Here is a 16,282-nt window from a genome sequence, read left to right as displayed (position 1 = left end):
GGCGCTTTTGGCGGAGTATGCGCCCCGCGCGCGGAAGCGCAATCTTGGTGGAATCCCGCAGCCGCGCGGGCCGGCCAAAGCATCTGCGCCGGGAGGGCGATTCCCCCGTTGCGGACTTCATGCGCTCACAATGTCCGCCGGTTACTCCACGGGACGACACCATGAGCGTTTTGCACATGTTTCTACCGGTTTGCGAGCCGGCGCGCAGCGAGGCGCTGGCCCAGTTGCGCAAGACTCACCACCTGCCCCGCCACCTCGTCAAGGGCATCGCGATAAAGCATCACGCCGAAAGCGAGCCGGTCGCTGGGTCCGATGCGCCCGACGCGCAGCAGACCCAGCAGCAGGCACAGACACCACCGCCGCAAGCGCAGGCACCGGCCTCGCCGCAATAGCTGCGGGCGCTTCGGCGGCTGCGAGAGCTTCGGCGGCTGCCAGGCCGAAGCCCGCTCACTGGCTCGCGTTCGGCGTCGCGCGCGCCAGCAGCCGGATGTGCTCGAAGTCGAGCAGGTCGAGTGCGTGCCGCACCGCCTCGACCAGCGCCGAATGGCGCGTATCGGCCGCGAGCCTGTCGGCCCATTCGTGCAGGTCGCTCCAGCGGCCGTCGCGCGCGAGCGTTTCGAGTTCGTCGAGCACCGCCGCGGGCAGCGGCGCGATCGCGGGTACCGGCACGCGCCTGGGCGCGGGGGCCGGGGCGGTCGCAGGCTGTGCGGGGCGCTGCGGCGGCTTCGCGACGAAGGGCACCAGCTCCTTCGGCGCCTCTCTCACGATCACCGAGAAGCGCACGCGCGTGCCCAGGTTGCGGCGGCTCTCCAGCTGCATCCGTCCGCCCATGTTCTGCACGATGCGCCGCGCGATCGTCAGCCCCAGGCCGTGGCCGTTCGAGCTGGGCGCGCCCTGCTCGAAGGCCCGCATGATGCGCGCCTGGTCTTCCTTCTCGATGCCCACGCCGCTGTCCCACACGTCGAACTCCAGCCGCCATGAATCCTGGCGCGGCCTAGCCTGCACGCGCAGGCCCATCTTGCCGTCGCGCGTGAATTTCGCGGCGTTCGACAGCAGGTTCAGCAACAGCTGCTGGAAGCGCTTGCTGTCGAGGTACACGGCGGTGGGCAGCGCGCCCAGCACGTCGAGCTCGAAGCGGTTGTGCTGGCGCTGCGCGAGGGTGTCGGCGTACTGCGCGACGTCGTCGATCAGCGCGCGCAGGTGCACCGCCTTCGACTCGAAGGAAAACGGCAGCAGCTCGCTCCTGGCGTAGTCGAGCAGGTCGTCGATGAGCGCGAACTGGTAGGCGGCGCTGCGCTCGATGGCCTGCAGCCGCTCGGGCTGCACGGAGCCGTCGTCGTTGAGCCGGCGCACGTTGCCGATGATGGTCGACAGCGGTGCGCGCAGGTCGTGGCTGATGTAGGCCAGCAGCTGCGTCTGCTCGCGCGACTGCTGCTCGGCCTGTTCCAGCGCCGCGTTCAGCGCGTGCGTCTTGCGCTCCACCTCCTCGCGCAGCCGCTGCTGCTCTTCCGCCTGCCAGTGCGCCAGCGAGCGCTGGGCGGAATGCCGCTGGCGCGAGAGGTGGTGCGCCCACACCGCCAGCGCCACCAGGCCGACCAGCATGCCCGGGAAGCCCAGCGCGTAGGCGTCGAAGCCGGGAATCATGTGCGAGGGCATCGTCAGCTCGACCAGCCGCAGGCACACGCCGACGGCGACGATGGTCATCACCGGGAACGCCAGCCGCCCGCCGGGCCCCGCGCGGCGCATGTAGATGAAGGTACTGACGGTCAGCGACAGCACCACCAGCGGCGCGCTCAGCGTGCCCGCCGTCGCGAAGGGCGCGTAGGGTCCGAAGAGCGTGCCCAGCACCACGACGCATTGCACCAGCGCGAGCACCACCAGCCAGCGAAGCCCGGGCACGCGCACCGGGCCGCGGCGCGACATGGTGTACAGGTAGAACATCAGCGACAGCACGCAGCAGCCGGCGGTGACGCCCGCCGCGCGGTAGCTCCACTCGATGCTCTCGGGCCACAGCGCGAGCCGCGCGTGGCCGCGGTAGGCGCTCTCGTAGAGCGCCACCAGCGCGAATCCCATGCTCTGCACCGCCATCGCCAAATTGCGCGAGATGACCCACAGCGACAGCGAATACACCGACAGCACCAGCAGGCCGCCGATGAGCAGGCCGTCGAGCAGCGCGCGGCAGCTTTCGGACGCGCGCCATGCGTCCGCCGAATACAGCCTCGGCACGAGCTTGACGCTGCTGTCCGTGCGCACGCGCACCAGCACGCGCGCCTGCTCGCCGGGGCGCAGGTCGAGGTTCAGCGTGGGCACGCGGTCACGGTCGCGCGCGCTGCTCGGACGCACAGACACGCCGGCCTGCTCGTGCGTCCAACTGGCCCAGCCCGCGAGTTCGCGGCGGGCATGGAAATCGACGTGCTGCAGCCATGTCGCGTCGAGCACCAGCCGCAGCGGCTGGATCGCGTCGGTGCCGTTCACCACGGTCAGCCGCAGCCAGAACGCCGACTTCGAAAAGCCCGGCCGCATGCGCGCGGGCGTGCCGGGCTGGAAGCCGGCGGGTGCGTCGCCCTGCAGCGCGTCGACCTCGTCCAGCGTCAGTTGCGCGCCGGTGTCCTCGAACACCTCGACGCGCGTGTCGAGCGCAATGGGCCAGCGGGTCTCGTCGTCGATGCGCAGCACGTCCGCGCGGGCCGCGGCCAGCGCCACCAGCCAGAAGAAGGCGAACAGCAGGAGCGCGCGAGTGCCGCGAAGGCCCGGGGTGGTCACCGCCTTTGCCGTGGCGCGTCAGGCCGAAGGCACCGACGGCGGCGCGACCGGGGCCAGCCGCGCCTGGCGAAAGGCGGTGGGCGTGCTGCCGAAGCGTTCGCGGAATGCGGTCGAGAAATTCGCTGCGCCCGAGAAGCCGACGGCCAGCGCCACTTCCTCCACGCTGAGCGCCGAGTTCGCAAGCAGCCGCTGCGCCTCCGCAAGGCGCGCCTCGCGCACGAACTCGAACACCGTGCGGCCCGTCCGCTCCCGGAACACGCGCGACAGGCGCTTCTCGTGCGTGCCCACGCTCGCGGCCAGCGCGGGCAACGTGGGCACCTTGGCCAGGTCGGCCCTTATCAGCCGTTCGACCGCCTGCGCGAGCACACGGTCAGCATGGTCAGCATGGTCGGCATGGTCGGCGCCAGGTTCGCCCCTGGCGTGCTCGAGCGCGCTGTCGGCCTCTTCCATGCAGGCCTGCGCCTGGTGCCTGCAGCTTGCGAGCGCAAGGTGCACGGCCACGCGCGCGAGCACTTCCGCCGGCTCGAAGGGCTTGAGGATGTAGTCGACCGCGCCTTCGCGCAGGCCCGTGAGGCGCTCTTCCACCGTGCTCGAAGAGGTCACGAAGATGACCGGGATGCGTGCCGTCGTGCGGTCGGCCTTCAGCAACCGGCAGGTCGCGAAGCCGTCGGTGGCGCCCATGCGCACGTCGAGCAGCACCAGGTCGGGCTGCAATGCGGTCGCCCTGCGATAGCCCTCCAGCGCATCGAACGCCAGGCTGATGCGGTGCCCCGCCTCGCGCAACACGCCGAGCAGCAACTGCAGCTCTTCGATGTTGTCGTCGATGACGAGGATGTGCGCGCGCCGGGGCGGCGTTGTCGACCAGTAGGACATGGGCGTCGAGCGTAGAAGTGCGTCGCCGAAACGCAGCGTGAATTAGTTCACATTTGGTTCACATTATGTTGCATTAGTAAACAAATGTCATCACTGGCAAAGCTTTCGTCCTGAATCGCAAAGGCGCCTCTCGGGGTGGCGCCGAAGAATCCCGCCCTTTCCGGAGCACCTGCCGCCTTCGCGGCGCCACAAGAAACGGTGCCCGGCCAACACAGAGCCATCACGAGGGACGGGATGTTCAGGACCCCATCGAATCTGTCGCACGCGCAGGCGCGGCGCGACGTGTCTTCCAGCGCCGCGAGTCCGCGGCACGGCCATTGGCGCCGCCGCACGGCGCACCTTGCCGCGCGGCTCGCAGCGCCTCTTGCGGCGCTGCTGCTCGCCACCGCCGCGCACGCGGTGCCGCAGGTGTCGAGCCTGGTGCATTCGCCGGACATCCTTCCCGCCGGCGGTACGGTGACGAGCACCGTCACCATCGCCGAGAGCGACAGCCTGCCGATCGGCGCGCCGGGCGCTTCGTTCACGTACACGATTCCCGCCAACAGCATCTACATGGGCACCGGCACTGTTCCCGTAGGCAGTTGCTCGGCCGACGTGTCCGTTGGCGCCGCCGGCCCCGGCACGCTGACCTGCTCGGGCATCACGCTCGCCGCGAACCAGCAGCGCAATTTCGAGGTGCTGCTGCGCACGGTCTCGCAGGGCACGCTGACAGTGAAGGCCGAGCCCAGCGGTGGCGGCTCCAGCGAGACCAAGATCATCACCGTGAACCAGGGCGCCGACGTGGCGGTGTCGATCAGCGCACCGGCCACCGCTCCGAGCGGCTCCACGGTGCCGATCGTCTTCACCGTCACCAACAACGGTCCCGACACCAGCACGGGCTCGACGCTGACCTACCCGATTCCCACGGGCCTGTCGGTCTCGGGCAGCGGCCTGCCTTCGGGCTGCTCGATCAGCGGCAGCCAGCTGACGTGCAACGTGCCGGCCACGCCCGCAGGTGCCGGCAGCAACACCCGCACCTACAGCATCAACGCCGTGGTCACCGCGGGCGCGGGCTCCACCATCACGCACCAGCCGGCCGTGGCGCCCGCGGGTTCGGTGGGCGACGGCGTTTCCACCAACAACAGCGCCACCGCCAACACGACCGTGACCGCGGGCTACGTGCTCGCGCTGGCCAAGAGCCATGACGGCGGCCAGCTGCTGGTGGGCCAGCACTTCAACTTCAGGCTGAGCCCGAGCTTCAGCGGTACCGCTCCCACGGGCGTGACGCTGACCGACACCATTCCCGCCAACTTCGCGATCCAGCCGCTGCCCGCGCAGTCCACCGGCTGGACCTGCTCCGTCAGCGGCCAGACGGTGAGCTGCACGCGCAGCAACATCGGCGGCAGCGGCGGCGCCAACGTGGCGCTCGGCGACGTCGTGGTTCCGGTCATCGCCATGACGGCCGGCACCGGCATCGTCAACGAAGCCACCGTGAGCGCGACCGGCCCCATCTCCAACTCGGCCACCGGCAGCGTACCGGCCGACGTGGCGGTGTCGGCCACCGACTTCCGCGCCGACAAGCGCCGCAGCTGGCCGCAGAACAACGTACCGCTGGGCCAGGCCTTCGACTACCAGGTCGGCAGCACCAACCTCGGCAGCACCCGCCTGCTGGCGGGCAGCACCATCCAGCTGGTGGACGACCTGCCGGCCGGCGTGCAGATCAACAGCGTCACGCAGCGCGACGGCTACACCTGCACGGTGACCAAGGGCGGCGCCACCGTCGTGCCGACGCCCGCGACGCCGGTGCCCGGCCCGGCCACCGTGACCTGCACACGCACGCTCTCGGCCGACATCAGCGTGGACACATCCAACGGCAGCAGCGCGCGCAACGGCGGCTACATCATCGTGAACGCCACCATCCCGTCGCTGCCGCCGGGCGGCCAGATCGTCAACAGCATGTGCGTGAACGTGGCGCTGCCCGCGGGCGCCCCCACGCTCGGCGCCGACCCCGACGCCAACACCGGCAACGACTGCGTGAGCCTTGGCACCGGCGCGAACGACGGCGCCACCGCGGCCGACGTGAAGGTGCTCAAGCGCGTGGTGGGCATCGGCGACAGCGCTGGCAACCGCCAGATCGCGGGCCAGGACGTCACCTGGCAGATCGAGGTGGTCAACACCGGCCCATCCGAGGCGCAGAACGTGGTCGTCACCGACGCCTTCGCGCAGGTCATCGGCGCAGGCAGCGTCTCGCAGACGCCCAACGGCGGCACCTTCGCGGGCACCTGCGCGCTGCCGGCCAACGGCAGCGGCTTCGGCCAGGCGTCGCTGTCGAACTGCACGCTGTCGACCTTGCCGGTCTGCCGCGCGAGCACCGACCCCGCCAGCGCCCTGCCGCTGTGCCCGGTCATCCAGGTTGTCGCAAAGCACTACGGCGATGGCGCCTCGGCCACCGACCACGGCTTCCAGATCAACAACACCGCCAATGCACTGGCGACCACGCCGGCCGATCCGGACCTGGGCAACAACAATGGCAGCGCCTCCGCCTTCCTGCTCGCGCGCACCGACGTGACGGTCACCAAGTCGGCCAGCCCCGCCTCGGTGCCCGTGGGCCAGCTGCTCACCTACACGCTGACGGCGCGCAACCAGAGCCTCGCGCAGGGCAGCCTCAGCCGCGCCTACGACGTGCACGTGGTCGACACACTGCCGGCCAACCTGATGTTCATCTCGGCCACCGCCTCGGGCGGCGGCAACTGCAGCACGAAGCCGAACACCACGCAGCCCACGGGCACCGGCACCACCAACAACCAGCTCGAGTGCGCCTGGACCTCGCTCGATCGCAACGTGCAGCAGACCGTGACGGTGCAGGTGCGGCCGCTGTATGTGCTCAACGGCTCCACGGTGACCAACACCGCGCAGGTCTCCACGGCCACGCCCGAGATCAACACGGCCAACAACAGCGCCGCCGTGCCCGCCACGATCACCGCACCGGTGTACGACCTGGTCGTCACCAAACGCGACGACGTCGACCCGGTGAACGTGGGCGATGACGTGGGCTACACCATCACGGTGTCGAACAACAGCGCCTCGACGGCGGAAGACGTGCGCATGGTCGACACGCTGCCGCTGCCAGGTCCGAACGGCGAGGCGCCGCCCACGCTGGTGTCCGTGAGCATTCCGGCGAATGCACCGGCAGGCACGACCTTCGCGCTGGCCAGCGGCGCGGCCATAGGCTCGGCCGGCGGACAGATCGTGTTCACCATTCCCACGCTGGGAGGCACCGGCGCCACTTCCACCGGCGACCTCAACACGCTGCAGTTCCGCGTCGTGCTGCGCGGCGTTTCTCGCGGCACCTTCCAGAACAACGCCAAGGTCGATTTCTTCGACGCCGCGCGCAACGCCTTCGACACCGTCCAGGGCAACAACGCGGTGGCCGAGAACACCACCTTCCGTTTCAAGGCCGACGTGCAGGTGGTCTCCAAGGCCGCCGTCTCCTCCGGCACTGCCGCGCCGGTGACCACCGCGTCCTCGGCCGTGCCCTTCGACTGGCTCGTGCAGCTGCGCAACAACGGCCCCGACAGTGCCGAGACCACCAGCTTCACCGACACCCTGCCCGCACCGCTGGTGCTGGCGGGCACCCCAGTGTTCACCGTGACCGGCGGCAGCTTCACGCCCGCCGCGCCCACCTGCACCGGCACGGCCGGCAGCACCGCCGTGAGCTGCGCCATCACCTCGATGCCGGCCAACGGCACGGCCACCGTGCGCATTCCGGTGCGCTTCAGCGGCGCGGCACCGGCCAACGGCACCGTGCTGACCAACCGCGCGCACATCGTCACCACCGGCTCGGGCGACACCAACGGCGGCACCGATCCGGACGGCGGCAACAACTTCAACGACGGCAGCGTCACCTTGCAGAACAGCGCGCTCTCGGGCCGCGTGTACGAAGACCTCAACGGCAACGGCCTGATCGACGGCGGCGAACCCGCCATCGCCGGCGTGACCATCCGCCTGAGCGGCACCGACAGCGCGGGCAACCCCATCGCCCTCACGACCACCACCGATGCCGGCGGCAACTGGAGCTTCACCGTGCCCGCCGGCACCTACAGCGTGGTGGAGGACCAGCCCGCCGCGTACCTGCCCGGCATCACCCGCGCGGGCACCGTCAGCGGCGCGGGCAGCACGCCCGGCACCGTGCCGCCGGGCACCGGCAACGGCCCGAACGGCTCGAACGCCAACCGCATCGACAACATCGTGCTTGGCACCGGCGGCGCCTCCAGCGCCAACAACTTCGGCGAGGTGCGCGCGTCCAGCCTGGCCGGCCGCGTCTACCAGGACGCCGATTACAACGGCTCCTCCAGTGCGGGCGACCCCAGCATCGCCGGCGTGACCGTCACCCTGACCGGCACCGACATGTACGGCAACCCGGTGTCGCTGACCACCACCACGGCGACGGGCACCGGCAACTACGCCTTCAACAACCTCACGCCCGGCAACTACACGCTGACCGAGACGCAGCCGGCCGGCTTCGTCGACGGCACCGACGCGGCAGGCTCCGCGGGCGGCACCGCGGGCAACGACGTGGTGAGCGCCATCACGCTGGCTTCCAACGTGAACGGCACCGGCTACAACTTCGGCGAGCAGCTCACCCGCATCACGACGCGCGTGTTCGTCGACGGCAACAACGACGGCGTCCCGCAGGCCGGCGACACCGGCATTCCCAACGTCGAACTGCGCCTCACGGGCACCGACGCCGCGGGCAACCCGGTGAACCTCCTCGCGGTGGCGACAGGCACGACGGGCGCCTACGAGTTCCGCAACGTGCCCCCCTCGGGCGCTGGCGGCTACACCATCACCGAGACGCAGCCGGCCAACTTCGCGCCCGGCAAGGCCAACAACAACGGCCAGCCCGGCACGCCCCAGGGCGGCGGCAACGTCATCACCGGCGTGACCGTCTCGGGCACCAACGTACCGTCGACGCAGGGCGAGTACTGGTTCGGCGAGCTGCTGCCCGGCGGCATCTCCGGCCGCGTCTACTACGACCGCGACGGCAACGGCGCGCAAGGCGCACCGGCCACGGAGCCGGGCCTGGCTGGCGTGACCATCACGCTCACCGGCACCGACGTCAACGGCCAGGCGGTGTCGCGCACCACCACCACCGACGCCAGCGGCGACTACAGCTTCCCGAACCTCGCGCCGGGCAGCTACGCCGTGACCGAGGCGCGGCCCGCGGGCTACCTGCCCGGCATCACGCGCGCCGGCACCGTCAGCGGCGCGGGCAGCACGCCGGGCTCGGTGCCCACCAGCGGCAGCGGCGTGACCAACGGCCCCAACGGCTCGACCGCGAACGTCATCCAGAACATCGTGCTGGGCGCCGCGGGCGCGGGCTCCGCCGGCAACAACTTCTCTGCCGTCAAGCCAGCGAGCCTCTCGGGCTACGTCTACGCCGACGTGGCGCCTTCCAACGGCACGCGCGACACCGGCGAGCCCGGCATCGCAGGCACCACCATCCGCGTGACCGGCACCGACTTCCAGGGCAACGCGGTCGACCGCACGGTGCAGACCGCCGCAGACGGCCGCTACCTGGTGGACGCGCTCACGCCCGGCACCTACCAGATCGACGAGACGCAACCCGCCGGCGTGGCCGACGGCCCCGAGTCGCTCGGCACGGTGGGAGGCGCGCCGCGCGGCACTGCCAACCCCGGCGGCACCAACGACCGCTTCGGCGGCCTCGCGCTGGTGTCGGAAGACGCGGGCATCGACTACAACTTCGGCGAACGCGGCGGCCAGATCGCGGGCTGGGTGTACGTCGACACCAACAACGACGGCGTGCGCCAGCCCACCGAGGCCGGCATTGCGGGCGTGACGCTCACGCTCACCGGCCGCTCCGCCAGCGGCCTCGCGGTGAACGCCACGGTGGTCACCGATGCGAACGGCCGCTACGTCTTCACCGGCCTGCTGCCGGCCGACGCGGCGGGCTACACGCTGCGCGAGACGCAGCCCGTGACCTACGCCGACGGCCTGGACGCCGTGGGCACGGTCGAGGGCGCGGCCACCGGCACGCTGGGCAACGACGTCGTCAGCGCCATCGCCTACCGCGGCGGCAACGGCGACAACTACAACTTCGGCGAACGCGGCGCATCGCTGGCGGGCACCGTCTACAACGACGCCAATCGCAACGGCAAGCGCGAGCCGCAGGACCTTCCGATCGCCGGCGTGACCATCACGCTCACCGGCACCGACGCAGCCGGCCAGCCGGTGACGCGCACCGCCGTCACCGACGCCAACGGCCGCTACGAGCTGCCCGGCCTGCCCCTTCCGGGCAGCGGCGGCTACACCGTCACCGAGACGCAGCCGAGCGGCTACGACGAAGGCATCGCCATCCCCGGCACGCTGGGCGGTACCGCGCAGGGCACCAACCAGATCCGCGTGAGCTTCACCGGCCTGGAAGCCAACGGCACCGGCTACGACTTCACCGAGCACAGCAACCAGCCCGCGTCGCTCACCGGCACCGTGTGGTTCGACCAGAACCACAACCGCAGCCGCGAATCGGGCGAGGGCCAGGGCGAAGGCTGGACGGTGGAGCTGATGCGCTGCGCCGACGGCGGCAACGCCTGCGCCGAGAACGCGGCCACCGTGCTCTACACCGTGACCACCAACGCCGACGGCAGCTACCGTTTCGGCGACCTGACGCCCGGCGAATACCGCGTGCGCTTCCGCTCGCCCGACGGCCGCGTGGTGGGCGGCGTGTGGCCGACCGATGCCGCGCAGAACGGCGCCAACGGTCCCTACCCGACGCCGGCCGCGAGCGACCCGCGCTTCAGCATCAAGGTGCGCGTGACCGCGGGCGCCAACATCCAGAAGCAGGACCTGCCCTACGACCCGGGTGGCGTGGTGTACGACAGCGTGGGCGGCACGCCCGTGCCCGGCGCCGTGGTGAAGCTGGTCGGCCCGCCGGGCTTCGACCCCGCGCAGCACCTGCTCGACGGACGCGACAGCTACACCACCGGCGCCAACGGCTACTACGATTTCTTCGTGCTGCCGGGCGCGCCGGCCGGCGAGTACCGCCTGGCCATCACCCCGCCGGGCGCCTACCTGCCCTCCACCATGTACCCGCCCGCGGCCGGCGCGCTGGGCACGCAGTCGTGCGCGGCGCCCGCCAACGGACCGGCGCCCGCGCAGACCAACCCCTGCGTGGTGAGCCCCGGCGCGGCACTGGTGACCGGTGCCGGCTACTACCTGGTGTTCAACATGCCGGGCGGCGGCGGCCAGCACGTGGTGGCCAACAACATCCCGCTCGACCCGTCGAACGCCACGCTCATCGAGCTGCGCAAGACCACCTCGAAGCTGACCGTGAAGAAGGGCGAGCTGCTGCCCTACCGCATCACGGCGCGGAACACGCGAAGCACCACGGTGCCGGGCGTGGCCGTGGTCGACACGCTGCCGCCGGGCTTCCGCTACATCCAGGGCTCGCTCAGCGTGCGCACGCTGCCCGGCGGCGTGGCGCTGCCGGTGATCCCGCAGGTCAACGGCCGCCAGGTCGTGGTGCCCGGCCAGAACTTCGCGCCCAACGAGACCAAGGAATACCTGATGGTCGCGGGCGTGGGCGTCGGCGTGGGCGAAGGCGAGTTCGTCAACCAGGTCGTCGCCACACAGGGCGTGGGCGGCCGGACGCTCTCGAACCTGGCCACCGCCGCCGTGCGCGTGGTGCCCGACGCCCTCTTCGACTGCACCGACGTGATCGGCAAGGTCTACGACGACAGGAACGCCAACGGCTACCAGGACGACGGCGAGCCGGGCGTGGCCAACGTGCGCATCGCCACCGTCAACGGCGTGCTGGCCACCACCGACGCCGAGGGCCGCTACCACATCGCCTGCGCCGCCATTCCGAAGGAAGGCACCGGCAGCAACCTGGTGCTCAAGCTCGACGAGCGCACCCTGCCCTCGGGCTATCGCACCACCAGCGAGAACCCGGCGGCCGAGCGCGCCACGCGCGGCAAGGTGCTGAAGATCAACTTCGGCGCCACCGTGCACCGCGTGGTGCGCCTCGCGCTGCAGGGCGCGGCCTTCGACGACGGCGCCGCCACGCTGCGCGCCGCCTTCGCAGGCGAGCTCGACCGCACGGTCGCCGTGCTGGCGGAGAAGACCTCGGTGCTGCGCCTGGCCTACAAGGCCGCGCCGGGCGAGCCCGCATCGCTGGGCCGCGACCGCACCGACGCGGTGAAGGCCGCGGTGCTCTCGCGCTGGAAGCAGCTCGGCGAGCAGCGCGCCTCGCGCAAGGAGCCGCCGCTCTTCAACCTGGACGTCGAGATCGAGCTGGTGCCTGCCGCCGCCTCTTCCGAAGAGGTCAAGCCATGACGCGAGGAAAAGACACCGCCGCCATGACCCGACAACAGACACCGAACCCGATCGAGCGAGCCGACATGAGAAGAAAGAAGAAGGCGCTTCCGAAGCGCATGGCCCTCGCGGGCGCCGTGGCCGCCGCCTGCCTGGGCATGGGTCTGGCCGCCGCGCAGGAAAGCGCCGTGCGCGGCCGCATGCTGGACCGCGCCGCGGCCGACCCGCGCGCGATCGACATCGACGGCGCGCGCCACCTGCCGCGCAGCAGCGAGCGCGAGCTGCCCAAGGCCACCTTCGTGCTCGGCGACGAGCGCGTGGCAGCGGCCGCCCCGGTTTCATCGCCAGTCGCCACGCCCGCCGAACGCAGCGACGCCAGCACGCCGCATTTCGATTCCGGCGCCGACGCACTCTCCCCCGCCGACCGCGCGCAACTCGACCGCATCGCCGAGCAGGTGAAGGGCCGCGACGGCCTGCGCTTCGAGATCGTCGGCCACACCGACACGCAGGCGATGAGCGCGAAGTCGCGCGAGCGCTTCGCCGACAACCACGCGCTGGGCCTGGCGCGCGCGCAGCAGGCCGCGCGCTATCTGACGCAGCGCCTCGGCTTGCCGGAGACCGCCGCGGCCGCGAGCTCGCGCGGCCCCGACGCGCCCGTCGCCACGCCAGCCACCGACCCCGCCAACTGGGCGGCCAACCGCCGCGTGGAGGTGCGCGTGTACTGGCGCGACGCGCCCGTCGCCGCAACCCCGGTCGCCGCGCCCGCCGACCCCGGCGTGTGCCGCACCTTCACCGCCTTCGGCACCGACGACGCGCCGCTGCGCCTGAGCGTGGACGGCCAGCTGCTGTCGCCCGACGGCAAGCAGGCTTCGGCGGACGGCACCACCAGCGCCGACCGCCAGCGCTGCGTCGACGTGCAGCTAGAGCGCAACCAGTTGCGCCTGCAGTACGACAACCTCTCGCAGCCACGCCGCCTGAGCGCCAGCGCCTGGCCCACCACCGTGGTGGCCGGCGACACGGTGCGCTTCGCGGGCTACAGCAACTACCTGCTCTTCACCTCGAAGGCCGAGCTGCGCGTGTACACCGCCAACGAGGCGATGCAGCGCCGCCTGCTGGCCACCGTGCCGCTGGACGCCGGCCTGCGCGGCGAATGGCAGGTGCCCGAGGGCCTGCTCGACCGCATGCCCGAAAGCGCGACCGGCAAGCTCTACTACCGCGTGCGCGTGTACGACCGCCAGGGCCGCTTCGACGAGACCGACGACCTCTCGCTCACGCTCGTGAAGCGCCACAAGCCCGAGACCGGCACGCCGCCCGATGCGGCGCGCGAGCTGCTGCGCGGCTACGGCCAGAACAACATCGCCATCGCCAACATTCCGCTGAGCGCGGGCACCGTCACCGCCAGCGGCGCGGCCATCCGCCCCGGCGAGAGCGTGCGCGCGCTGGGCTTCGCGGTGCCGGTGGACGAGAGTGGGCGCTTCGTGTTCCAGCAATTGGTGCCGCGCCGCGTGCAGACCGGCGAGATCGCCGTCACCGACGCGCAGGGCGCCACGCGCGCCTACCGGCGCGACTTCGACCTGCCCTCCAGCGACTGGTTCTTCGTGGGCCAGGCCGACCTCACCGTGGGCAGCAACAGCGTGAGCGGCCCGGCCGCGATCATGACCAACGACAAGAACCGCTACGGCGGTGGCGGCTGGAGCGAAGGCCGCATCGCCGGCTACGCCAAAGGCCAGCTCAACGACCGCTGGACGCTCACCGCCAGCGTCGACACGGAAGAGCGTCCGCTGAAGGAGTTGTTCCGCAACATGGACCGCAAGGACCCGACCTCCCTCTTCCGCCGCTTCGACCCGGAGGATTCGTGGAGCACCTTCGGCGACGACTCCACCACCGTCGAGGACGCGCCCACCCAGGGCCGCTTCTACCTGCGCGTGGACGACGGCCGCTCGCAGGCGATGTGGGGCAACTTCAAGCTCAACTTCGGCGACACCGAACTCACCCGCGTGAGCCGGGGCCTCTATGGTTTCCACGGCCGCTACCTGGGCGAGGAATCGACCTCCTTCGGCGAGGCGCGGCTGAAGGTCGACGCCTTCGCCGCCGAGCCCGGCACGCTGGCCGCTCGCGAAGAGTTCCGCGGCACCGGCGGCTCGCTCTACTACCTGCGCAACCAGGACATCACGCGCGGCGCCGAGCGCGTGACGCTCGAAATCCGCGACCGCGACTCCGGCCTGGTGCTCAAGCGCACGCAGCTCGTGCCCACCACCGACTACGAGATCGACTACCTGCAGGGCCGCGTGCTGCTGTCGGCGCCGCTGCCCAGCCTGTCGGACGACGGCTCGCTGGTGCGCGCCGGCGGCTTCACCGGCATGCCGACCTACCTGGTGGTGGACTACGAATACACGCCGCTGGCCACCTCGCTCGACACGCTGGCCGTGGGCGGCCGCGTCTCGTGGTGGGCCAACGACAACGTCGGCGTGGGCGTCACCGCCTCGCGGCAGGACCAGATCGGCGGCGACCAGCGCCTGGCCGGCGTCGACCTCACGCTGCGCAAGACCGAGAACACCTACGTCAAGGGCGAGTTCGCGCGCAGCAAGGGCCCAGGCACCAGCCAGCTCGACTCGACGGACGGCGGCTTCAGCTTCACAGGCCGCAACGGTTCCCTGACCAACGGACTGGGCAACGGCCCCACCGGCAACGCCAACGCATGGCGCCTCGAAGGCCAAGCCGACCTGGGCGACTTCGACATCCGCGGCGGCGGCCGCGTGAGCGCCTATGCGCAGTCGCGCGACGCCGGCTTCTCGGCACCGGGCCAGTACGCGAGCAACGCCACGCGCCAGGTCGGCGTGCAGGCCACCGTGCCCTTCGGCGAGAAGGCGGAGAACGGCGAGCTGCGCCTGAAGGCCGACCGCCGCGACGAACAGAACGGCTACAACAGCAGCGTGCTCGACGCGCAGTACTCGCTGGCGCTGTCGTCCGAGTGGAAGCTCGGCCTCGGCCTGCGCTACGACGACAAGACCGGCGACGCGCTCATCACCAGCCCTTCCTTGCCGACCACGCAGGCGGTGTCGGGCGAGCGCGCCGACGCCGCCGTGCAGCTCGAATACACCGGCGCCGACCGCTGGAGCGCCTACGGCTTCGCGCAGAAGACGCTGCGGCGCACAGGCACGCGGCTGGAGAACGACCGGCTGGGCCTCGGCGGGCGCTACCGCGTCAACGACAAGCTGGCGCTGCGCGGCGAGCTCTCCACCGGCGACGGCGGCTTCGCGGGCAAGGCCGGCGTCGACTACCAGTACGACGACCGCTCCAGCGTCTACATGACCTACGTGTCGGACACCGGCCGCACCGACGAGAACCTCATCGGCCGCGGCGGCAGCCTGGTGACCGGCGTGCGCTCGCGCGTGGGCGACGGCCTGACCATGTTCACCGAGCATCGCCAGGCCACCGGCGCGCAGCCCGGCCTCACGCATGCCTACGGCGTGCAGTACGCGCCCGACACGCACTGGACTTTCGGCGTCAACTTCGAGAACGGCTGGGTCGGCGCCGAAACGCTCGGCGCCACGCGCCGCCAGGCCGTGGCCTTCACCAGCGGCTATTCGAGCGAACGCCTGAAGTACAGCGGCGGCCTCGAATACCGCAAGGACCGCACCACCGCCGAGACCCGCACCAGCTGGCTGGTGAAGAACTCCTTCAGCTGGAAGGTGGACGACGACTCGCGCTGGATCGGCAAGTTCAACTGGGCCGACAGCGACAGCACCACCGGCACGCTGGCCGCGGCCAAGTACACCGAGGCCATGCTGGGCTACGCGCTGCGCCCGGCACTGAACGACAAGCTCAACCTGCTGTTCAAGTACACCTACCTGTACGACCTCTCGTCGCCGGGCCAGGTGGTGTCCGGCGGCGTCGACTCCACGCTGGGCACGGTCTCCACCACCGGCATCGACTACCAGCAGCGCAGCCACGTCTTCGCCATCGACGCCACCTACGACATCGACCCGCGCTGGACCATCGGCGGCAAGTACGCCTGGCGGCTGGGCGAGCTGCGCGCGAGCCGCGACAGTTCCGCGCCGTGGTTCAAGAGCTCGGCCGAGCTCGCGGTGCTGCGCGTCGACTGGAAGCTGGTGCGCAACTGGGACTGGATGCTCGAGTGGCGCACCCTGCGCGCCAAGGAACTCAAGGACCGCAAGAGCGGCTGGGTCACGGCCGCGTACTACCACGTCAACGAGAACCTGAAGGTGGGCATCGGCTACAACTTCACCGACTACTCCGACAACCTCACCGACATGAGCTACCGCAGCAAGGGGTGGTTCCTTAACGTGCTGGGCAAGTTCTGAAGGAGTCGGCC

The 16,282-nt window shown here is 70.9% G+C and carries 5 protein-coding genes; 3 read left to right on the top strand and 2 right to left on the bottom strand.

What is annotated here, in order from left to right:
• Positions 1–161 precede the first annotated feature (161 nt).
• Positions 162–392, top strand: a complete 231-nt coding sequence (locus FHT32_RS11330) for a hypothetical protein (RefSeq protein ID WP_256098963.1) — start codon at positions 162–164, stop codon at positions 390–392.
• A 55-nt stretch (positions 393–447) separates the two neighbouring features.
• On the opposite strand, the gene FHT32_RS11325 is transcribed toward FHT32_RS11330, so the two are convergent.
• The gene (locus tag FHT32_RS11325; protein WP_176664718.1) at positions 448–2,763 is read right to left on the bottom strand and encodes a sensor histidine kinase; all 2,316 of its coding nucleotides are present in this window, start codon (positions 2,761–2,763) and stop codon (positions 448–450) included.
• A gap of 18 nt (positions 2,764–2,781) precedes the next feature.
• The gene (locus tag FHT32_RS11320) at positions 2,782–3,636 is read right to left on the bottom strand and encodes a DNA-binding response regulator (RefSeq protein ID WP_176664717.1); all 855 of its coding nucleotides are present in this window, start codon (positions 3,634–3,636) and stop codon (positions 2,782–2,784) included.
• A 234-nt stretch (positions 3,637–3,870) separates the two neighbouring features.
• Here FHT32_RS11320 and FHT32_RS11315 point away from each other — a divergent pair, with 234 nt between their 5' ends.
• Both FHT32_RS11315 and FHT32_RS11310 read left to right on the top strand, forming a co-directional pair.
• Positions 3,871–11,967 carry an SdrD B-like domain-containing protein gene (locus FHT32_RS11315; RefSeq protein WP_176664716.1) on the top strand — a complete coding sequence of 2,699 codons (8,097 nt, stop codon included), beginning with the start codon at positions 3,871–3,873 and terminating at the stop codon, positions 11,965–11,967.
• Entirely contained in the window at positions 11,964–16,271 is a 4,308-nt protein-coding gene (locus tag FHT32_RS11310) for an OmpA family protein (RefSeq protein WP_176664715.1), read from the top strand. The genes FHT32_RS11315 and FHT32_RS11310 overlap by 4 nt, the downstream gene beginning before the upstream one ends.
• Positions 16,272–16,282: the final 11 nt, after the last annotated feature.

This window comes from Variovorax sp. SG517 (genome assembly GCF_013376045.1).
Classification (GTDB): Bacteria; Pseudomonadota; Gammaproteobacteria; order Burkholderiales; family Burkholderiaceae_C; genus Variovorax.
The sequence above is the reverse complement of the archived record's forward strand: the minus strand, read 5'-3'. Positions and strand labels throughout refer to the sequence as shown.